This window comes from Bacillus sp. 11B20 (assembly GCF_056098985.1).
This window is the reverse complement of record NZ_JBLZWZ010000008.1, coordinates 760,850-781,959: the sequence shown is the minus strand read 5'-3', so window position 1 is coordinate 781,959 and position 21,110 is coordinate 760,850. Positions and strand designations below refer to the sequence as shown.

At 39.9% G+C, this 21,110-nt stretch carries 21 protein-coding genes; 10 read left to right on the top strand and 11 right to left on the bottom strand.

Annotated features, from left to right (window positions below; all coding sequences use genetic code 11):
• From thiI to ACN6NB_RS13350, 6 genes are all read left to right on the top strand, one after another.
• Nucleotides 1-1,206: a tRNA uracil 4-sulfurtransferase ThiI gene (gene thiI / locus ACN6NB_RS13375; protein WP_039180639.1), complete on the top strand. Its 1,206-nt coding sequence runs from the start codon at nucleotides 1-3 to the stop codon at nucleotides 1,204-1,206.
• Nucleotides 1,207-1,295: 89 nt separating this feature from the next.
• The gene (locus ACN6NB_RS13370; protein WP_024424829.1) at nucleotides 1,296-1,508 is read left to right on the top strand and encodes an alpha/beta-type small acid-soluble spore protein; all 213 of its coding nucleotides are present in this window, start codon (nucleotides 1,296-1,298) and stop codon (nucleotides 1,506-1,508) included.
• Between the two features lie 226 nt (nucleotides 1,509-1,734).
• The gene (gene mbcS / locus ACN6NB_RS13365; protein WP_059374794.1) at nucleotides 1,735-3,315 is read left to right on the top strand and encodes an acyl-CoA synthetase MbcS; all 1,581 of its coding nucleotides are present in this window, start codon (nucleotides 1,735-1,737) and stop codon (nucleotides 3,313-3,315) included.
• 132 nt (nucleotides 3,316-3,447) lie between these two features.
• A complete protein-coding gene (locus ACN6NB_RS13360; protein ID WP_474253385.1) occupies nucleotides 3,448-4,062 on the top strand; it encodes a LysE/ArgO family amino acid transporter in 615 nt (204 codons plus the stop codon).
• Between the two features lie 254 nt (nucleotides 4,063-4,316).
• On the top strand, nucleotides 4,317-5,069 hold the full coding sequence (locus ACN6NB_RS13355) for a hypothetical protein (RefSeq protein WP_474253384.1): 753 nt from the start codon (nucleotides 4,317-4,319) through the stop codon (nucleotides 5,067-5,069).
• A 17-nt stretch (nucleotides 5,070-5,086) separates the two neighbouring features.
• Nucleotides 5,087-5,263: a hypothetical protein gene (locus ACN6NB_RS13350; RefSeq protein ID WP_180272423.1), complete on the top strand. Its 177-nt coding sequence runs from the start codon at nucleotides 5,087-5,089 to the stop codon at nucleotides 5,261-5,263.
• A gap of 52 nt (nucleotides 5,264-5,315) precedes the next feature.
• On the opposite strand, the gene ACN6NB_RS13345 is transcribed toward ACN6NB_RS13350, so the two are convergent.
• Complete coding sequence (locus tag ACN6NB_RS13345; protein WP_059374791.1) at nucleotides 5,316-5,747, bottom strand: MarR family winged helix-turn-helix transcriptional regulator; 432 nt, start codon at nucleotides 5,745-5,747, stop codon at nucleotides 5,316-5,318.
• 116 nt (nucleotides 5,748-5,863) lie between these two features.
• Between ACN6NB_RS13345 and ACN6NB_RS13340 the strand changes: the two genes are divergently transcribed.
• Together ACN6NB_RS13340 and ACN6NB_RS13335 are read left to right on the top strand one after the other, a co-directional pair.
• Entirely contained in the window at nucleotides 5,864-6,451 is a 588-nt protein-coding gene (locus tag ACN6NB_RS13340) for an NAD(P)H-dependent oxidoreductase (RefSeq protein WP_058838272.1), read from the top strand.
• Nucleotides 6,452-6,554: 103 nt separating this feature from the next.
• Complete coding sequence (locus ACN6NB_RS13335; RefSeq protein ID WP_059374790.1) at nucleotides 6,555-7,907, top strand: amidohydrolase family protein; 1,353 nt, start codon at nucleotides 6,555-6,557, stop codon at nucleotides 7,905-7,907.
• A gap of 38 nt (nucleotides 7,908-7,945) precedes the next feature.
• Here ACN6NB_RS13335 and ACN6NB_RS13330 read toward each other — a convergent pair whose 3' ends face one another.
• The gene (locus ACN6NB_RS13330) at nucleotides 7,946-9,883 is read right to left on the bottom strand and encodes an ABC transporter permease (protein WP_064497823.1); all 1,938 of its coding nucleotides are present in this window, start codon (nucleotides 9,881-9,883) and stop codon (nucleotides 7,946-7,948) included.
• Nucleotides 9,873-10,634 carry an ABC transporter ATP-binding protein gene (locus ACN6NB_RS13325; RefSeq protein ID WP_024426158.1) on the bottom strand — a complete coding sequence of 254 codons (762 nt, stop codon included), beginning with the start codon at nucleotides 10,632-10,634 and terminating at the stop codon, nucleotides 9,873-9,875. The genes ACN6NB_RS13330 and ACN6NB_RS13325 overlap by 11 nt, the downstream gene beginning before the upstream one ends.
• A gap of 327 nt (nucleotides 10,635-10,961) precedes the next feature.
• On the opposite strand from ACN6NB_RS13325, the gene ACN6NB_RS13320 reads away from it, so the two are divergent.
• Together ACN6NB_RS13320 and ACN6NB_RS13315 are read left to right on the top strand one after the other, a co-directional pair.
• Nucleotides 10,962-11,306 (top strand): PadR family transcriptional regulator, encoded by a 345-nt coding sequence (locus tag ACN6NB_RS13320; RefSeq protein WP_474253383.1) that lies wholly within the window; start codon nucleotides 10,962-10,964, stop codon nucleotides 11,304-11,306.
• Nucleotides 11,297-12,550, top strand: a complete 1,254-nt coding sequence (locus ACN6NB_RS13315; RefSeq protein WP_474253382.1) for an FtsW/RodA/SpoVE family cell cycle protein — start codon at nucleotides 11,297-11,299, stop codon at nucleotides 12,548-12,550. Before ACN6NB_RS13320 ends, ACN6NB_RS13315 begins: the two co-directional genes overlap by 10 nt.
• Before the next feature lie 61 nt (nucleotides 12,551-12,611).
• On the opposite strand, the gene ACN6NB_RS13310 is transcribed toward ACN6NB_RS13315, so the two are convergent.
• From ACN6NB_RS13310 to ACN6NB_RS13275, 8 genes are all read right to left on the bottom strand, one after another.
• Nucleotides 12,612-13,616: a sensor histidine kinase gene (locus tag ACN6NB_RS13310; protein WP_474253381.1), complete on the bottom strand. Its 1,005-nt coding sequence runs from the start codon at nucleotides 13,614-13,616 to the stop codon at nucleotides 12,612-12,614.
• A complete protein-coding gene (locus ACN6NB_RS13305; RefSeq protein WP_047203767.1) occupies nucleotides 13,616-14,305 on the bottom strand; it encodes a response regulator transcription factor in 690 nt (229 codons plus the stop codon). The genes ACN6NB_RS13310 and ACN6NB_RS13305 overlap by 1 nt, the downstream gene beginning before the upstream one ends.
• A 109-nt stretch (nucleotides 14,306-14,414) precedes the next feature.
• Nucleotides 14,415-15,335 carry an iron-hydroxamate ABC transporter substrate-binding protein gene (locus ACN6NB_RS13300; RefSeq protein ID WP_039180614.1) on the bottom strand — a complete coding sequence of 307 codons (921 nt, stop codon included), beginning with the start codon at nucleotides 15,333-15,335 and terminating at the stop codon, nucleotides 14,415-14,417.
• 200 nt (nucleotides 15,336-15,535) lie between these two features.
• Complete coding sequence (locus ACN6NB_RS13295; RefSeq protein ID WP_039180611.1) at nucleotides 15,536-16,135, bottom strand: response regulator transcription factor; 600 nt, start codon at nucleotides 16,133-16,135, stop codon at nucleotides 15,536-15,538.
• Nucleotides 16,132-17,268: a sensor histidine kinase gene (locus ACN6NB_RS13290; protein ID WP_039183258.1), complete on the bottom strand. Its 1,137-nt coding sequence runs from the start codon at nucleotides 17,266-17,268 to the stop codon at nucleotides 16,132-16,134. Before ACN6NB_RS13290 ends, ACN6NB_RS13295 begins: the two co-directional genes overlap by 4 nt.
• A gap of 110 nt (nucleotides 17,269-17,378) precedes the next feature.
• Nucleotides 17,379-18,434: a Delta(5) desaturase DesA gene (gene desA / locus ACN6NB_RS13285; RefSeq protein WP_144491321.1), complete on the bottom strand. Its 1,056-nt coding sequence runs from the start codon at nucleotides 18,432-18,434 to the stop codon at nucleotides 17,379-17,381.
• 189 nt (nucleotides 18,435-18,623) lie between these two features.
• The gene (locus ACN6NB_RS13280) at nucleotides 18,624-20,066 is read right to left on the bottom strand and encodes a DEAD/DEAH box helicase (protein WP_151284583.1); all 1,443 of its coding nucleotides are present in this window, start codon (nucleotides 20,064-20,066) and stop codon (nucleotides 18,624-18,626) included.
• 118 nt (nucleotides 20,067-20,184) lie between these two features.
• On the bottom strand, nucleotides 20,185-20,988 hold the full coding sequence (locus ACN6NB_RS13275) for an NAD kinase (RefSeq protein WP_024424814.1): 804 nt from the start codon (nucleotides 20,986-20,988) through the stop codon (nucleotides 20,185-20,187).
• Nucleotides 20,989-21,110 lie beyond the last annotated feature (122 nt).

The window sequence follows — 21,110 nt, the reverse complement described above, 5'->3', positions numbered from 1 at the left end:
ATGAAATATGATCATATTTTAGTCCGTTTTGGTGAGATCTCAACAAAAGGGAAGAATAGAAAGAAATTCATTGAAAAACTAAGACAGCACATTCGGTTCGTCTTAAAGGATTTTGAAGCATTGAAGTATGCTTCTGATAGAGACCGTATCACGATTATGCTGAACGGAGAAGACCCTGAACCGATTTCAGAACAGCTCAAAAGTGTATTTGGCATTCAGAGCTTTAGTCTTGCGGTTAAATGTGAGACAAATCTAGATGCGATTAAAGATGCGGCACTAACAGCGGTACAGGAAGTGTATGAACAAGGGAATACATTTAAAGTGTCAACGAAACGTTCTTATAAACAATTTGAACTTGATTCAAATGAAATGAATCGCGAAATTGGCGGACATGTTCTAAGAAATACGGAAAACTTAACAGTCAATGTGAAACAGCCAGATGTGCATTTACGCATCGAAATCAGAGAGCAAGCCACGTACATTACATTTAAAGATGTCAAAGGTGCAGGCGGCCTGCCGGTTGGTTCTAGCGGAAGAGCGATGCTCATGCTTTCAGGCGGCTTTGACAGCCCAGTTGCCGGCTATCAAGCAATGAAACGCGGAATTCAAATTGAAGCTGTGCATTTCTTTAGCCCTCCGTATACAAGTGAACGTGCGAAACAAAAGGTGATTGATCTTGCAGAATGCCTAGCAGCATATGGAGGCGAAGTGAAGCTTCATATCGTACCTTTTACAAAAATTCAAGAGCTGATCCACAAACAAGTACCTGAAAACTATACGATGACATCAACAAGAAGAATGATGCTGAAAATAGCTGACAAAATAAGAGAAAAGCGTGATGCCCTTGCGATTATTACTGGTGAAAGCCTTGGGCAAGTGGCAAGTCAGACACTTGAAAGCATGTATGCCATTAATCATGTGACTAATACACCAATCATCCGCCCGCTCATAGCTGTCGATAAAAATGACATTATTGATGAAGCAAGAAGAATTGGCACATACGATACAAGCATTCAGCCTTTCGAGGATTGCTGTACGATCTTTACGCCGCCGTCCCCTAAAACAAAACCAAAGCTTGAGAAGGTAGAACGCTACGAAAGCTTTGCTGATTTCGAGCCGATGCTGGACGAGGCAGTAGAGCAAATTGAAACGATTATTGTGACAAATGAAAAGAAAACGGCAGATGAATTCGCTGATTTATTCTAAAACGAAAATTTCATAATAATTACCATAAAATCAATCGCATGAAGTCATGTGTTTCTACACATTCTATATTCACAAGGAGGTGAGAACACATGGCTCAACAAAACAGACAAAGCAGTTCTAACCAATTACTAGTACCAGGCGCTGCACAAGCTATCGACCAAATGAAGTACGAAATCGCTTCTGAATTTGGTGTAAACCTTGGTGCAGAAACTACATCTCGCGCTAACGGATCAGTTGGTGGAGAAATCACTAAGCGTCTTGTATCTTACGCTCAACAACATATGGGTGGCGGATCTTTCTAAGACACACAATTTAAAAGCTATGGCTTATGAGCGGGATGATTCCCGCTCTTTTCTTTTTGTACATATAAATAGTTAGAATATTTTTAAAAAAGAAGACGGATTTAAAAAATTATGGCATAATACTAGGAGTAGGTCCTAATTCAAGCATTTTTCAGTTATGAGTGTTAGAATAGGTAAATTGAAACATGTTTCGTTTCATAAGAAAGAGGCTAAAAGGAGCTGTACCATGAAAAGAGAAGACTTAATTGCACCAGAACAATATAACTTAGTCAGTGAGATTGAAGCGTTCAGTCATGACAAGGAGAAAATGGCCCTGCATTGGCAGGACGGTAATGGGCACGAAGCGCATGTAACATATGCAGCATTAGTAGAAGAGGCAAATAAAATTGGACATGTTTTATTAAATGCAGGCTTCAAAAAAGGCGATAAAATCATTGTGATGGTGCCGCGCATGCTCGAGGCATACAGCATTTATTTAGCGATTTTGAAAACAGGAATGGTCGTGATTCCTTGTTCTGAAATGCTGCGTGCGAAAGATTTAGATTACCGAATTGAACACGCAGAAGCAAAGGGAGCGATCGTTTACTCTTCATTCATTCAATCGTTCGACGGAACTAAAAAGCCGAACGATTTTAAAACATTCTCAATCGGTGAAAACGATCATGGCTGGACAAACATTCTAGCGCAAAAGGAAGAGCAATCAAACGAACTTGAATTGGCAGATACAAAACGCACAGACATGGCGTTTTTATCCTATACATCAGGTACAACAGGGAACCCAAAAGGGGTTGTTCATACACACGGATGGGCGTATGCACATTTACGCACAGCTGCCAAAGCATGGCTCTCCATTAATGAAGGAGATAAAGTATGGGCGACAGCAGGACCAGGCTGGCAAAAATGGGTGTGGAGCCCCCTCTTATCTGTGTTAGGAAGTGGAGCAGAAGGCTTTGTGTATGGAGGGAAATTCAATCCAAATACATACTTAGAGCTGCTTCAAAAAAATGAAATCAATGTCTTATGCTGTACACCGACAGAATATCGCTTTATGGCAAAAGTAGATGATTTGAGTCAGTACGCGCTGCCGAAGCTGCATAGTGCTGTTTCTGCGGGAGAGCCATTGAACCGTGAAGTCATTGATACATTCAAAAAGCATTTCGATATAGAAGTACGAGACGGCTATGGCCAAACTGAAAGCACACTGCTTGTAGGGGTGCTAAAAGGAATGGATATCAAGCCAGGAAGTATGGGAAAACCAACCCCTGGCAACGAAGTAGATATCATTGATGAGGATGGAAACGTCTGCGCACCTGGAGAAATTGGTGACATTGCGGTCCATCTCGAAACACCGGCTCTATTTAAGGAATATTACAAAGATGAAGAGCGTACAAAGGCGCAGCGCCGAGGAAATTACTTCATTACGGGTGACCGCGCGAAAAAAGACGAAGATGGGTACTTCTGGTTTGAAAGCCGCAGAGATGACATCATTGTCAGCTCAGGCTATACGATTGGACCGTTTGAAGTAGAAGATGCGCTGATCAAGCATTCAGCAGTGAAGGAATGTGCAGTTGTGGCGAGCCCAGATGAAATCAGAGGATCAATCGTGAAAGCATACGTCGTCCTTCGTGATGGAGTGGCGCAAAGTGATGAACTGATCAAAGAGTTGCAAACACATGTGAAAAACACAACAGCACCATACAAATACCCAAGAGAAATCGAATTCATTGACGAACTGCCAAAAACACCGTCAGCGAAAATTCGCCGTGTAGAGCTGAGAGAAAGAGAGCTTGCACGAAAAAGTAAATAATGAAAAAATGAGAAGCGTTTGGATGGAAGCATCCAGCGCTTTTTTTGTACGGAAAATGAAATTTGTTGAAAGCAGGCAAGGTGCTTTATGTTAAAATATGTAGGAATTTCTGAAAAAGGAGAATGTTAGTAGATGTCGATTGCGATCATTCATGGAATTGTACTTGCCTTTGGTCTCATTTTACCTTTGGGCGCACAAAATGTATTTGTATTTCAACAAGGAGCGCTGCAGCCTCGATTATATCGAGCAATGCCTGTCGTCATCACAGCTTCTCTTTGTGACACACTTTTAATTGCTTTAGCTGTCATAGGTGTTTCTGTTGTGGTGTTTACCATTCCAGTACTGCAAATTGGTCTTTATATCATTGGTTTTTGTTTTTTAGTTTATATGGGATGGTCCGTATGGAACACAAGCTCATCATCAGGTGATCAAGAGAAGCAGAAATTAATGCCTGCAAGAAAACAAATTGTATTTGCTTGTTCCGTTTCTCTTTTAAATCCCCACGCGATTCTCGATACGATTGGTGTCATTGGGACAAATTCGCTGCAATATAGCGGCGCAGAAAAGCTGGCATTCACACTTGCCTGTATCATCGTGTCCTGGTTATGGTTTATTGGTCTCGCCCTTTTAGGGAAGATGTTAGGGAAGTTAGATACAAACGGCAAATGGATGAACCGTATCAATAAAGCTTCCGCGGTCATGATCTGGCTGGTTGCGTTATATATTGCATATCAATTGATTGTATAAGGGTACATAGAGAATAAAACAAAGAAGCGTTTGGACGTAATGATCCAGCGCTTTTTTTGTGTATCGGTAAGACTTTTCAGCCAGTGTCATCATGATTCAGGGAGGAAGATCAGATTCAATTGCCTAGAGGAAATGATAAAGAATAGGTTATATGCTACATTATCAATAGTGGATTTTATTGGAAAAACAGTCTATTACATTTTTTCCTTTAAAAGGTTATGATTTTTACTAACTTTACTAAAGGAGTCTGTATGATGATGATAAGAAAAATGTTTTGTATGTTTTTGTTCATATCACTTTTATTCGGACAATATCCTGTAGGTAACGCTGTTACCATAAAAGAGGACGAGCCTTTTGAAAAGATACAAAATGATAAAACAGCAGAAAAACTCATAAAAAAAGCAAAAAAAAGCTCTCAATTTTTACAGGCAAAAGAATTAGCCCAAAAGAAAGGTTATCTATTAAATGGAGAAAGTGCGGCGGTTCATATACACGCTGCTAAAACAGATGTTGTTTATTTTTATCTGAAAAAGAAGAAGTCAGATAATCAGCTGCTTAACAATGTTTCCTTCATTTCAGTTTCACTGAGTCAAATAAAAGCTCACTATATTCAACTTGCAGAATACGATGGGAAAGGGAATTTGCACTCATATTTTTTTCAAAATGGAAAATTGAAAAATAAGTTTCATATCAACCAAAAAGGGGAGTTTTTAAAAGGATCTTTTACCTATGGTGAAAATGGTGTAAAGCAAGATATGATGGAATTAAATAGAAAAATTGTTCAAATAGATGATTCGGAAATTCAAACGAGTTTTAATTGGAACAAGTTTTGGGACTGCTTAAAAAAGAAAAGCGGCCCTAATGAATCTCTTCCGTTACGTTCAATGGTTCTAGGAGCGTGTTATTATATTTGTTTTACTGGACCTGCTAGCTGTATTGCATGCGCAGTGATTAATGGAGGTATATCAGCGGGATTGGCCGGTTATTGTGTGAAAAAAGTTTGGTGAATAGGGGGGTTTTTAAAATGGCTCATAAAGAACAGCGTAAAGGAGTAGTTCTTGCTGTTTTAGATACGTTAACATTTGGTATACCAGTATTGCTATGGAATTTATATAAGAATACGAATACAACATTGAAATTAATGATCCCGATCATTCCGATTGTTGGTTTCATAACGTATCTTTTAGCATCCCTTCATTAATAAGATACAAAATCCTTAGCATGAGCGTAGCGCTCATGCTTTTTTCATTGGGTCATTTTTTAAAAATCGTTTGATTTAATAGACGGAGAGCTTGTACGATATCATCCATTTGTTCTATATCTGAGGAAGATAGGCTGTCTATTAGCATCCTTTCGATATGCTGAAAGGCCTCGTTCATACAGGTACGGCCTTTGTCAGAAAGCATAATGATATGCTTTCGTTTGTCAACACGGTCTTCTTCTCTATCAATGAATTGTTTTTCGTGCAGTTTTTTCAGTTCTCTGCTGACATTTGGAAGAGACATATGCTGACAGTCTGCGATGTCACTAGGGGTAAGCGGTTCGCTGACCGCTAGCTGCTCTAAAATTAAATATTGTAAGGCTGTTAATTCTGGTGGTTTGACTTTGCTCATCAGATCATGTTTTAGCTCTGAAAAAGTAGAAGCAAATGCGACGAATTCCTTGAAGAAATGTGGATGTTGCATGATGATCACCTCCTATGTAACATATCAAATTTATTATCAAAAAACAATTATCATTTGACAACTAATCGATTGGGGTATATCCTTTTATTATCAAATGATAACTAAAGGAGAAAAAGATGAATGTACTCATTATTTATACTCACCCTCATCACAATAGTTTAAATGGTGCTTTTTTTAAAGAAATTGTTAGAGGCAGCGAAGAAAATCCAATCGTTCAAGAAGTGAAAATCATCGATTTATATCAAGAAAAATTTGATCCTGTACTTGTTTTTAATGAAGAGAAAAAGAGACGTGATATGCATAAAGATCCTGACATTCGCGAGTATCAGGATAAGATCATGTGGGCGGATAAAATCGTGTTCGTTTATCCCATTTGGTGGGGGCGGCCGCCAGCTATGCTGCTTGGCTTTATTGACCGCATGTTTGCTGCGAATTTCGCTTATCGTCAAACAGGCGGTCTGCTGCCAGAAGGATTATTAAAAGGGAAAAGTGCCGTTTGTGTATCGACAATGCAAGGACCAACCAACTACCCTTTGTTCTTTTTACAAAATGCGCACAAGATGTTAATGAAACGAGCTCTCTTGCAATATGTCGGAATCAAACCTGTGAAGTTCTTTGAGTTTGGGATGATGGAAAGTCCAAAAGGGAAGCATGACATCAAATTAAAACGCACATACAACTATTTCAGAAACATCAGCTCTTAATATATTTTGATAAGCCACTTTTCTTCTAATTTGATCCTGTTCTGTTTTAAAATGACATTGAGGCGGGGTCACTTATCCTCGTCATTTGAAAAGGGGGATATGGATGAAGAAAACATTGTTTAAAGATGCAGCACTCTTAACACTTGATCCATCTTTAGGTTTTCTTGAAAAGGGAGATTTATTAATTGAAGGGAAACACATTTTAGAAGTTGGACCTTCAATTGAAGTAAGTGATGCAGACATTGTTGATGCATCTGATATGGTCATTATGCCAGGTCTTGTAGATACACATCGGCATGTGTGGCAGTCTGTCATCCGGGGCATAGGGACAGATTGGTCTTTGCAGACATATTTAAGCAAAATCTATTATGGCAACTATGGAGCAATGAGACGCCCATCCGACGATCGAATCGCCAATTATTTAGGGGCATTAGAGGCTTTAGATGCAGGTGTGACCACGTTTTTAGATTGGACGATGATCAATTCAATGGATCATACAGAAGAGCTCATTGGAGGATTAAAAGATGCGGGTATACGAGCTGTTTTTGCTTTTGGTTCCTCTGGAGATGCTGAATATTGGGATAGAGAGAGTACGCTCACCAATATGGAGGACGCAGCACGTGTGAAAAAAGCGCATTTTCAATCATCAGATCAGCTTTTAACAATGGGACTTGCGATTCGTGGTCCAGAGTTTTCTTCATGGGAGACGTCGGTATTTGAAATTGAAACAGCTCGGTCTCTAGATGCTCTATGTAGTATGCACATCGGCTTTGGAAATTGGGGAGCGGAGGATCGATCGATTGAGCGGCTTCACAAAGCAGGGCTGCTCGGACCTGATTTGAACATGGTGCATATTAACGCAATCGATGCGGATCAAATGAAGATGCTGGCAGACAGCGGAAGCTCCATCTCCATTACCCCTGAAATTGAAATGATGATGGGTCACGGTTATCCTGTCACAGGACTTGCGATTGAACAAGGTGTTCTTCCAACGCTCGGTGTAGACGTAGTGACAGCGACAGGTGGAGATTTGTTTGCTCAAATGAAATTCGGGCTTCAGGCAGAGCGCGCGATCCAAAATCAATCGTTGTTAATGGATGGGATCATGCCGGGACCTGAACTTGGGCTGTCAGCTCATCAAATGCTTGAGGCTGCGACGATCAATGGCGCTCGTGCATTACAGCTTGATCATAAAATTGGGTCGCTTACACCTGGGAAAGAAGCGGATTTTATTTTGATCGATCGGACAAGCATGAATCTTCTTCCGATGACAGATCCGGCTGGAGCGGTTGTCCAAACGGCACATCCTTCAAATGTTGATTCTGTTTATGTTGCTGGAAAAGCAGTGAAACAAAACGGAAAGCTAGTCGGTGTGAACCTAGAAGAGGTCAAACGAAAAGCTTATGAGGCAAGAGACCATATTTTATCACACAAGTTTGAATCAACACCTTCATAAATAAAATAACCCCATAGGCGTTGCCTATGGGGAATTGATTACAAGGAATCCTTAATGACCTTTTTATAATATTGGACAGATAGGAATCCGAAGATAGAATAGAGGACAGTGTAAATCGACATAACGATGAGCATTGGAGTCCACAATTCTCCGCCGAATAAAAACCAGCCTGATTGTACAGCAAAGTAGCTGTGCAGCAATCCGACGATGAGCGGAATCCCAAAGTTAAACAGCTGTTTAAGCCGGATGCCTTTTAATAGGTCCTTCTCAGTAAAACCAAGCTTACGCAAGATCGTATAGGAGCTTTGTTCCTCTTCACTTTCATTCATTTGTTTAAAGTATAAAATACAGCCAGATGTGACAAGGAAGCTAAGGCCTAAAAACCCGACCACAAACATCATCAGTCCTATTGTTTGTTTTTGCTGCTGAGCTGAAGCTAATTGAGACATGCTGTTGTCACTTAGTTTTAAAGATGTAAACACGCTATTTGCTTGTTCAAGATTTTTATCATCTTTTATATTGACTGAGATATATTGGCTATTTTCAAGCTGTAGCTTTGGATCTTTTTGTTGATCGAGCTGCTCAAAAACATCTTGACTCACGACGGCAACAGGTAGACCGCCAAAAGTGAAGTTGTAAGAAATGAGATAATCTTTCTTCATATCTATGACTTTCAAATCAAGCGGTTTCTTAATGAGAAGCTTCACATCGCCTGAGCTTTGAATCGGCATGATTTTCTTTAATAGATCACTGTAGCCGCTTAAAATAACTTCGTTGTTCTCCACATGAAAATTTGGTGCATTTTTCTCACTGATCACAGGCAGTGTCAATACGCCTGGATCATTCTTCATATTTTTCACCTCTGAATCCACTATTTTTTTCGCATCAAATTTCGCTTGAATCACTTTGAACTGCTTTTGATCATAAGCAATATGTTTGTCAGAAAGTGCACGAGTGAAGGTTGCTGCTTCTTTTTCTGAGCCCATGGCGAAATGAGCTGGAATCATCTGCTCAGCGGTTTTTTCTGCTGAGTAATAGGAAATGTAGCTAAGAGCCAGCAAACCGATGGCAAGTGCAGATACGGTTGTAATAATCGTTAAAAGCAGTGCATTTGATTTTAGCCGGAACATAATGGATGACAGAGATAATACTTCATGAATGGCGAGATAGCCATTTTTTCTTTTACGTACAATATTGGCAATGAAAGAAACAGAGCCTTTGTAAAAAAGAAAGGTACCGATGATAACAGAGGCTAGAATATAAATCATGGCTAAAAGTAACTCAAACATGGACGTATATGAGCCGGTAAAAAGCTTAGAAGAAATATAATAGCCTGAGCTGATCAAGACAATACCGAACACTCCAATGATGATTTCAAACACAGAGATCTTTTTCACACGCTGTTCTGTCGAAGACGTTGTTCTAAACAAAGATAAAATCGTTTGTTTATTAATAAAACGTCTATTTCTCAGCATAATCAATCCATAGATAATAAAAAAGACAATGAGTGTTTGCAGAAGGGCCATGCCCGAAAAATGCAGATTGGCGATGGCATTAACACCAGTCACTTTAAATAACACCATCAGCATCAGCTTTGAACCGATAAAGCCTGCAATGATGCCGATAGTCATGGCTGTCACGTATAGAATAAAGTTCTCTGCATTGAGCAGTCTGGAAATTTTTTGTTTCGTCATACCAATGAGCTGCAGGAGACCTATTTCTTTTCCTCTGCGCTTAATAAAAATGCTATTCGCATATAGCAGGAAAATACCGACGATGGCTATAAGCAGAACCGAAGCGGCTTTAATCGAAGCACCGCCTTTAATGGAGCCTTTTACATCATCAAGTGCTGGTGAGTATTGCAAGGTGACAAAGGAAAAATAGAGCGCCACACTAAACACGAGAGCAAACACATATAAATAGTAATTCTTCAAATTTTTCTTCAGGTTACGAAAGATGAGCTGATTAATGTTCATGCTTCACACCGCCTAAGACACCTTGCGTTTTCATAATATCCTCGAAAAACATTTTTCTTTCTAAAGCGCCTTTATTCAACTGTGTATAAATCTGTCCATCCTTGATAAAAATGACGCGGCTTGAATAGCTGGCTGCGACAGGATCATGTGTCACCATCACAATGGTCGCTTTTCGTTTGCGATTGAAATCTTGCAGTTTGTTGAGCAGGTCAGATGCCGATTTGGAATCAAGTGCCCCTGTAGGTTCATCAGCGAAAATAAGACTTGGTTCATGAATGAAGGCACGAACCGCCGATGTCCGCTGCTTTTGTCCGCCAGAGAGTTCGTTCGGGTATTTGTCTCTTAGTTCATAAATCCCCATGTCTTCTGCAAGCTGTTGAAAACGTTCAAAAGCTTCTTTTTTTGGCGTTTTGGAGATGGATAAAGGCAAAAGGATGTTTTCTTTGACTGTGAGTGTATCAAGTAAATTATAATCTTGAAAAACAAAGCCAAGCTGCTTTTTTCTAAATTCCGCAAGCTGCTGATCCTTCATTTGCGTCATCTCAGCATCTGCAATACGAATGGATCCGCTGGACACATGATCGATAGACGACAATACGTTCAGAAGGGTTGTTTTCCCCGAGCCTGATGGCCCCATGATACTGACAAATTCCCCGGCTTCAATGGTTAAATCAATACCACTCAGCACCTCTTGTTTGTTGAATTTATTTCCATAGCTTTTATAAATTTTGCGAGCTTCTAAAATGTTCATTTGCTGAACCCCTTTTTCTTTTAATTGATAACTCTAGTATAAAAAGAAGCCTGCCAGACGTCCTTCGATTTGGCGAACAAAACAGACGAGCATGTGACATTGTTGTCACATGCTTGTTTTTTAAACAAATTGTATGTAAACCAGTTTCTTATTAGGGTGAGTTTTCTTTCCCCATTTATTTTATCTGTTTTTCACTCTTATGTATCAATCTTCTCAGATTTTTCATGTCAGGATGCTGTTTTGAAGCTTTACATGGCCATTTTATTCATGTATGATATGCATATTAAATAAATGCATAGTAAATCTATGTATTGGAGGTAACTAAGAATGAAAGTGAGTAAAGAGCTTCTAAAGGGAAGTACAGCTACCCTTATTTTAAGCTTATTAAATGAAAGACCGATGTATGGATATGAAATGATTAAAGAATTAGAGACGAAATCGGAAGGGATTTTCAGCTTTAAAGAAGGAACAATCTATCCTATTTTGCACAATTTGGAGGGGAAAGAGTTCATTATCTCTTATTGGGACGAAGGGAATGGCAACCGGAAAAGAAAGTATTACAAAATAAATGAACAAGGGAAAGCATTGATACAGGAAAAGAAAGAAGAATGGAACGTATTCAAACAAGCAGTTGATGGCGTTTTGAACGGAGAGAAAATCGCATGGGATTAGATAAAAAGTTCGAGAAGTATGTCAAAAGTGTATGTAAACGAATTAAAAATAAAGATGTTCATTCGAATATAAAGCTTGAGCTGATGGATCATCTATACACGCTAAAAGAGGAAGCAATGAATGATGGGATGTCTGAAGAAGAGGCGGTAGAGCAAGCGTTGGACCAAATTGGTGATGCGGAAATTCTCGGAACGCAGCTTCACGAAACACATAAAGTCCAAATTGATTTTAAGATGATTCTTCTAGTGCTAGCCGCTTGTTCTTGCGGGCTGCTTGTGATGTACTTTTTACAGTTTCATTCAGATTTTACAAATCTTCAAAACATGAACATTTTTTATAAAAGCCTTGCCTTTTATCTGGTAGGTTTAGCGCTTATGTTTGGTTTGTTTTCCTTCGATTATCGGCGCTTATTGAAATACTCTTGGTATTTATACATTGGGACACTCGGAATGCTGATTTTTTCGATGATGTTCGGGTCAAGAGTGAACGGTATTCTTTTTTTAAGAATACGTGATGTATCAATAAATTTGACTGAGATTATGCCTTTTCTTCTAGCTATTTCTTTAGCAGGGATCTTTCACAATTGGAATTGGGAAAATGCGTACAAAACTTGGCTTGGAGTAGGGATGATGGCTTTACCGATTATTTTAATCAGTACGATTGGTTTTCTTCCTGCGACCGTTATCTGTCTGGTCATGTGCTTAACCGTGATGTATGTGTCTAGCGCAAGTTATAAGCAAATCATTCTGCTGACGGCAACAGGCGTGTTATATCTAATGTTTGAAGTGTTTTCTCTTTTTCAAGCAGATAGACACCGTTCCTTTTTCAAAGTTCATGAATTCAGCTCAAACGGGCTTCAGATCACACCTTATGCCATGTCTGAGGTTCACACGGATTGGATGTTTACATATATCATTTATTCATTTGGCTGGTTGGCAGGGCTCATTGCGCTCCTGTTGTTTGTCATCTTTATTCACAGAGTATTTCGTACAGCAAAACGAGTGAAAATGGCTTATGGCAAAATGGTCATGACAGGTTTAGCGGCTGTGTTTGCAGCAAAATATCTGTTAAGCATTTTCACAAACTTTGGCTTGTTGCCATTATCTGGAGTGTCTATACCTTTCATGAGCTATGGAGGTTCACATATTCTCCTAGAAATGATGGCTGTTGGGCTGATCTTAAGTATTTATAGACGGAGACAGATGGGAAATGTTTTTCGCAAAGAAGCGGGAAGTATTTCCTAAGTAAGCCACCTCAATCTCTTCGCGCAAGTTTTGACAGCCGCGAAGAGATTGCGATTGCTTTTTACATGCTCGCAATATGAACAAAATCATTCTTTTTCGGAAAGGTGAAGGTGAAGGTTGTACCTTGATCTATCGTGGAGCTGACCTCGATCGTGATATGAAGAGCGTCTGCTCCTTTTTTCGTTAAATAGAGCCCCATTCCTGTTGAGGCGGTGTCATTGTGATGTCTTGTCGAGGTAAAGCCTTTTTCAAAAATACGAGAGATGTCTCTTGAATCAATTCCTCTGCCTTGATCTGTGATCGTCAGCATGACTTGGTCATTTATTTGCTTGCTTTCAATGACAATATCAGATGAATGGCTGTATTTGACTGCATTTGTGAGTACCTGTCTGATCATAAAGGATAACCATTTTATATCACTTAATACGGTCCGTTCCTCCAGCGCCAGCTCAAAGCCGATTCCTTTTTGCATGCACCATGATTGGAGCGCTTTGATTTCCTTTGCGATGATGCTTTGCAGGTCCAGCTTTTCAATGAATAAATCATTTTCGATATGACGTACTCTGCTTTGGTGCAGCTGGGCATCAAGTAATAAATGTATTCTGAGCCACTCGTATGTCATATTGAATTTCAGCTGCTGATCTGTTAAGCGGTCAATCATTAAGCGCATCGCTGTAAGGGGGGTTTTGACCTCATGTATCCAAGAGAGCAATTCATCTTTTTCTTCTTCGAGAGCGATTTTCTGCTCTGCTGCCATTCGCCGGTAGCGTGCAATTTGCTCTGACGTCGCATCATGGATGAGCTGTTCAAATGGGGAAGAGGGGGTTAGCCGCATTTGATGTTCAATGTCATCATCCCATTCTTTCAACCTCTCATAATAAGCTGTTTCTTTTCGGTATCGAAAAAAGAGAAAGACAATCATGAGAAATATAGACAATATCACAATATAGAAAAGAGAAGCGATGGGAATTGTCGTATCCAAATAAGCAACAAATAGAATGAGGAGCTGCAAACTAAGAAAGAAAAGAATCCAGCTTCTTCGTTCTTTTAGAAATGCCTGCAGCATCATTGATCATCCTTTTCTTTTGCAAGATAGCCTTGACCCACTTTTGTCTCAATGAAGGCGCCAAGGGAGATCTCGTCTAGTTTTTTTCTGAGCCGGTTGACGTTTACAGTCAGTGTATTGTCACTGACAAATCGTTCATCCTCCCACAATGCTTGAATGAGTGATTCCCGGCTGACGATATGATTTTTATGCTGAATCAATTCCTTGAGAATAAATAACTCATTTTTTGTTAATTCAACCTCACCGTGATCATTTGTTACGGTGTTTTTTTCTAGGTCAATGGCAGCGCCGCACCACACCTTTAGGCTGGCCGGTTCTGCATTATAATCATGCACGCGGCGAAGAACAGCATTAATTTTGGCAATGAGCACGTCAAAGTGGAAGGGCTTTTGCACAAAATCATCGGCTCCGAGCTGCATCGACATGACCATATCAGCAGGGTGGTCTCTTGAGGAGAGGAAGATGATTGGAACATTTGAATGATGCCGAATCATCCGGCACCAGTGAAAGCCATCGTATTTTGGCAGCTGTATATCAATAATGACGAGATCAGGCTGGACAGATGTGAATTCCTGCAGCACCTGATGAAAATCTTGAATCCCATAAACATCATAGGACCAGTTGACTAGACGTTCTTTGATTTCTTGGAAGAGGGTTGTATCATCTTCAATTAGTAAAATCTTAAACAAAATCAGCACCACACTTTTTGTATTCGCTTGTTGTCATTGTAGCGGAAAAAGGACCATGCCGCTAGAAGTAGACAAGAAAAAAGCAAGGGAAGAGATCCCTTGCTTCAGCTTATTTACCTAAAAAGTGCTTTTTAAAGAATGAGAGTTGGTATTCAAGTGTGATCGGGTCATTAAAATAGAATTCTTCTGCATTGGCCTCATACACACGATGTTTTTTGACAGCTGGGATGGACTTGTAAATTTTACTGTTTTGATAGGAATTGTCCATTTCGCTGTTTTTACTAATGATCATATAATCTCCAGCAAATTCAGGAATGACCTCCTGTGAAACTGCATAGTAGCCGGCTTTTAATGCTTTTTCTTTCACTTTCTCAGGCATTTTCAGTTTCATTTCCTGGTAGAGGATTTCTGTTCCGCGGCCCCATGCATCTCCAAAGACGTAGAGCTCTTTTGTGCCACTTTCAAAGACAGAAACTGTTGCATCTTTACCGATTTTTGCTTTGATTTCTTTTCCAGCTTCATCTGCACGTTTTTTGAAATCTTTTACCCAAGCTTTGGCTTCTTTTTCTTTGTTTAATACTTTTCCAATTTCAATGTGCTGCTGAAGGTAATCGACTTTGTTATACGTAAACAAAACGGTTGGTGCGATTTTTTTGAGTTTTTCTACATTTTTAGTATTGCTTAAGCCAATGATGACATCAGGCTTTAGCTTCATAATTTTCTCTACATTAGCATCCGATACTTCTTCCACATTTTTTAATTCTTTTTGGAAGCGCGGATTCTTTTTTGACCAAGAGTCAACGCCAACGATGTTCACACCAAGTGACATGACACTACCTGCGTAAGAACCTAGAACAACAACACGTTTTGGATGCGCTGGTAGCTTCACAGGGCCATTTTCAGATTGATATGTAATTTTGTCTGATGATGTTGATTGATTTCCTTTATTTGAGGAAGAGCTGCTGCTATTGCCACATGCGCTCAATGCAAGTACAAAGATGAGCATCAGAGGGAACAATATTTTCTTCATGAATGTAGACTCCTTTGAAATCGGCACATAGCCGTATATTTGGTTGAATTAGTGATAATGATAATTATTATCACTTGGATATCATATCATAGGACTGTGGGCTGTTGTCAATGACATTTTGATAGCTGGTGATAAAAAATAAAGAAGAGATTTTTTATCAAAAAAAAAGATCAAGGCAGCGTGTGTCCTGATCTTTTTTCTTATTTAAACCAGCCTTTTTCTTTTGAGCGGGTAATGGCCTCGATGCGGTTTTTCACTTCGAGCTTATCTAATATAATGGAAATGTAGTTACGAACAGTGCCGCTTTTAATACTGAGTTCTTTTGCAATTTCTTTTGTGTTTTTACCGTCTGCGACGAGTTCGAGGACCGATTTCTCTCGCTCCGTTAAAGGATTTTCATCACTATATAAGTCTTCCATTAATTCAGGGGCATACACCTTTTTCCCTTTCATCACACTGCGAATCGCACTTGCGAGTTCCTCGCTGGGGCTGTCTTTCAGCATATAGCCGCTGACGCCAGCTTTTAACGCTCTTTGGAAATAACCAGAGCGGGCAAAGGTTGTCAAAATGATGATTTTCACATCTGATCCTTTGAGCTCTTCCGCTGCATCCAGTCCGGATTTTCCTGGCATTTCAATATCCATTAAGCAAATATCAACAGCGTGTGTTTTGGCAAAATCGATGGCATCTTGACCATTAGTACCCTTTCCAACAACCGTCATATCGTCTTCTAAATCAAGAAGTGAACCGAGTGCACCAAGCAGCATTTGCTGATCTTCTGCGATAAAGATGTTGATCATTTCATCCCCTCCTTTTCTTTTGCTGCTGAATCATTTGGAATGATCATAATGAGCTTTGTCCCGTCCTTTGTCTCAATACGCAGGCGGCCATTTGCAAATTCCAATCTTTCTCTTATTCCTAAAAGGCCGTGTCCTTTCGTTTGAGAGGATGGATAGTCGCCTTTAAATGTTCCGTCATCCTCAACGGTGATGATCGCTTCCTTTGATTTTTGGTGAATGGTGATTTTACAAACCGTCGCGCCACTATGTTTGACGACATTCGTCACCGCCTCTTTGATGCACATACTCACAATGTTTTCGTTCAGAAGTGAGATATGTTTCGGTGCTTCCTTTTCATCATAGACCAATTCAATTCCGGCTGCTTCGAGAATTTGCTCGATGTTCGACATTTCATCTTTAATTCGAATGCCTTTCATAGAGGAAACAATCTTTCGCACCTCATTGAGAGACGTTCTGGCAGTCTGCTGGACGCTTTTGAGTTCGGCACGAGCCTGTTCAGGGTCTTTATACACGAGTTTACGGGCAAGATCACTTTTTAAACCGATCAAAGAAAGCTTTTGTCCAAGGGTGTCATGCAGGTCGCGAGCAATGCGCTGCCTTTCTTCAAGTTTCACAAGATCAGCAATCCGTTCATTGGCATATTCTAATTTCTCCTCAAGCCGTTCACGTTCCTTCCTGCTTCGAATGCTTAGGGGAAGAAGGATGGCACTAATCAGGGTAATGACGACAAAAGGAATTTGTGTGAGAAACCAGCCCTTTTTTAAGATCAAACTAAAGTTCACTGCCACGGCGGCGCTCGCCAGATGGATATAGTACAAGATATAAAAGGGGACTTTTCGTTTGATATGTCCGTTAAAATAGGCGATGCAAAAAGCGAAATAAATATAGCTGTAGAGCATCACATAACCAGTTGAAATACCGATCAATAAAAGACCGAAGACATATAAAGACCAGCCTTTTGCGACAAAGGCAAAACGATACACAGCGAAAAAGACGACGTTCAAAATAATGCCGATCACAATGCCTAAAGTCGAAGGTGTCTTAAAGATAAAATAGAAAGGCAGGATGAAAAAAATGGCCCATATATAAGGGGAAATCCCATGCAATTTTTGAATCTTAAACTGTTTTTTCATCCGTGTGCCACCTTTTTCATTCTTTTTCCTTACTTTATCAAATTCAACATGCGGCTGCATCCTGTAAATGATAACAAGCTCCTTCTAGTGTAAGAAAGAGCTTGAACCAATTATGCATTTTTCTTCAGAATGTCTCCTTTGATAACAGGGACGTTCATCTTCTTAGATTGCCTTGCCTCTTTGAAGGTAACAAATGCTTTCGTTTCTTCATCCCACAATCTAAATTTCATGGATTCAATACTTGTTTTCAATGTAATAGTTGGGACATTTTGCAACGGTTCACTTTGCTCATGAGCATGCTCTAAATGATAATTCGGTACTCTTGGGCTTAAATGATGAACATGATGGTAACCGATATTACCTGTTAACCATTGAAGAAGCTTTGGCAATTTGTAAAAAGAACTGCCTTCTACAGCTGCCTGCACATAGTTCCAATGTTCATCTGCTTCAAAGTAAGAGTCCTCAAACGTATGCTGTACATAAAACAACCATACACCGATAGATCCTGAGATTAGGAAGATCGGACCTTGAACAAGCAGGAATTCCTGCCAGCCAAAAAGAAGACATGTTACGGCTGCTAACGCAATGATGCTCACGTTTGTGAAATACGTGTTCCAACGCTCTTTTTTACGAGCATTTTTGACGTTGAAACGGTTTTTTAAGAGAAAGACAAAGATCGGTCCTAAAATAAACATCACAAACGGGTTACGATAAAATCTGTAGCGAAATTTCGTCCATGCTGATGCTTCTTGATATTCTTTGACTGTTAGGAGCCAAATGTCGCCAGTACCTCGTTTGTCTAAATTACTGCTTGTGGCATGGTGAATTGAATGATCTCGTTGCCATTGAAGATAAGGGAAAAGGGTGAGTACGCCCGTTAAAAAACCGAACAGGTGATTTAGCGGCTTCTGTTTAAAAAAGGATTGGTGGCAGCAGTCGTGAAAAATAATAAAGACACGTACTAAAAACCCAGCTGCAATAACCGCAAAGAAGAGGGTTAAAAGGTAGGAGATATTCAGGCTATAATAGGCAAGAAACCAAAGCCCTAAAAATGGAATGAATGTATTAAAGAGTTGAATGATACTTTTTTTCGAATCAGCACCAGAGAATTGACCCACTTGTTTTCTTAAAGTAGCTTGCTGCTTTGTGTTTGTTGAAGTCGTCATGAACGTTCAAGTCCTTTCCGTTTCTTTCTACTTCAAAGTATAGAAGGAAAGGTGTCATGCTCATAGTAGCACCCATCATGTATTCAATATGACATTTGTCATGTTTGTCATCAAAAAGGCTGATGGGATCAACGTTTGTGCGATTATTACGTCATCAATAAAAAAGTAAAGGCGCTGGGCCTTTACTTTTTATGAACGTGCTTCATGTACTTTTAACTGCTTGCCTTTAATGGTTGTGTGGCGCATGGCATTCAGCACAAGAGGACCTTTGCCGTTTAAAATATCTACATATGTTTTCGTGTCTTGAATCGTAATAATCCCAATGTCATCGAATGCAACGCCTTCTATTTTGGCAATAGTCCCAACGAAATCAACAGCTCGCAGCTTCTTTTTCTTTCCGCCGTTAAAATAAAGCTTCATAATATCCTTCTCAACGCCTGCCTGTTTATTTTCCTTTTGAACAGGCGTTTCAATCTTTTCTTCAAAGCTTTCTACATGCTTTTCTGCTTCTTCCTTCGTTGGATAAGGCTGAGTTTGAAAATCTATGCCGGCATCCTGCTTTAATTCATCAATAAGCGGCTTAGCATTCTTTGTCATAAACGCAATCGTTTTTCCGCTTTTTCCCGCTCTGCCTGTTCTACCAGTTCGGTGAATATAGCGCTCTTTTTCATAAGGAAGATCATAATGAATGACATGTGTCATATCACTGACATCAATTCCCCGGGCTGCTATATCTGTTGCGATCAGATAACGGAATTCACCTTTTTTAAATTCATCCATCACATCAAAGCGGTCTTCCTGTCTCATGCCGCCATGAATTTTGTCACAGGGCACATCCCATTCATCCAGCTTCATCGTGAGTTCATTCACCCGTTCCTGTGTATTACAGAAAATAATGCAGCTATCTGGATTTTCAATGACGATCGTCCGCTGAAGAAGGGAGAATTTCGATTCCTCTTCTGTTTCAATTACGGTATGGGTGATTTGCTGTACAGACGTTTCTTCACGTGCGATCTCAATGATTTTCGGTGATTGTAAAAATTGTTCGCTCAATTTCTTCATATCTTCAGACATTGTCGCTGAAAATAGCATCGACATGCGCTTTGGCGGCAGATACTGAATAATAGAAGAAACCTGATCGATAAATCCCATGTTCAGCATTTCATCCGCTTCATCTAACACGAAAAATTTGAGATTTTCTAAAGAAAGGGTGCCTTTCTCAAGGTGATCCAAAATGCGGCCTGGTGTCCCGCACACAATATGATTTTTCTGTGAAAGCTCTACTTTCTGCGCTTGAAAAGAGGCTTTTCCAAAAATGGCTGCGGCTTTGATTCGTTTGAATCGTCCAAGGCTTGTGAGGTCTTGTTTGACCTGCATGGCGAGTTCTCGTGTCGGAACAAGGATAAGGGCTTGAGGCTTATTTTCAGCCCAATCAACCATTTCACAAATCGGCAGACCATATGCAGCAGTCTTGCCGCTGCCAGTCTGAGATTTGACAATTAAATCCTGCTTTGAAAAAGCAACAGATAATGTCTCGTGCTGAACGGGTGTAGGTGTATGGAAGTGAAGCGCTTCTAACGCTTGTTTCAATTCATCACTTAGTGGATATTGATCAAAATGTTGTAATGTCATCGTGTTCTCCTTTTCGTACATTCATACTTGTGACATCATACCATAACCATGACCGTGAATGAAAAGACATAAAAAAAAGCCCCATAAAGGAGCTTTAAACCCTCAATAATCTGAAAGATTAAAGGAATCTGCGTTTTACTTTTTCCCAGTAAGAGTTGTCTTTTAATTTCACCGTTTTAATCACTTTTCCTGAAAGGCCAATGTCAATTTGTTTGACGTGCTTTGTGCCGAGCGCTTCGTTATCAAGCCCGATAATTGGATGATCGTTTCCATCCTGCACCACCTTCAGCGTCAGCTTACGGTCACTGCTTAAGATGAAAGGAGCACCTAATGTACGATACGAGTTGTTATTCAGCGATGCAAGCTCTGTGACTTGCATACATGGAAGCATCGGATCAACCACTGCGCCGCTCACGGATTTATTGTAAGCCGTTGAGCCAGTCGGAGTGGAAATAATCATGCCGTCGCCTCTAAAAGTTTCAAAGTGGAAATCATCTATATACACATCGATCACAAATGTTTTAATAATGCTGGAGCGGATCGACAGTTCATTTAAGCAATGGAACTGATTTGTACTGTCAACGCTTACATCGATGATCGGATATTTTCTCACTTCAAGCTGTTCAGTGTTCATGGCATCAATCATTTTATCAAAATGCTCTAACGAGAAATCACAGTATAGGTGCGTATTCTCTGATTTTGATACCCCTACATACAAGCAGTCATCCCGGAAGTTCGTTTTGCGGACTGCTTGAAGAAATGTGCCATCCCCACCAATTGAAGCAATAATATGGGCATCCTCTGCACGCTTGACGACGTGAAAGCCTTGATCGGTAGCGAGCTTCTCGAGAGAAGAAATGTGTCCATCCAATTCATGATCTTTTTTGTAAAAGAAAAATACATTGCGTCGATTGTCTGTCATTGACGTTCTCCCCTTTGCTGTCAAAAATAATTTCCAATGATAAAGGGCTTACATGAAAACCCTTGCTCACATTTTACACTTTTTTCATATGAAAGTAAAAACATTAGAGAGAACATCTAATG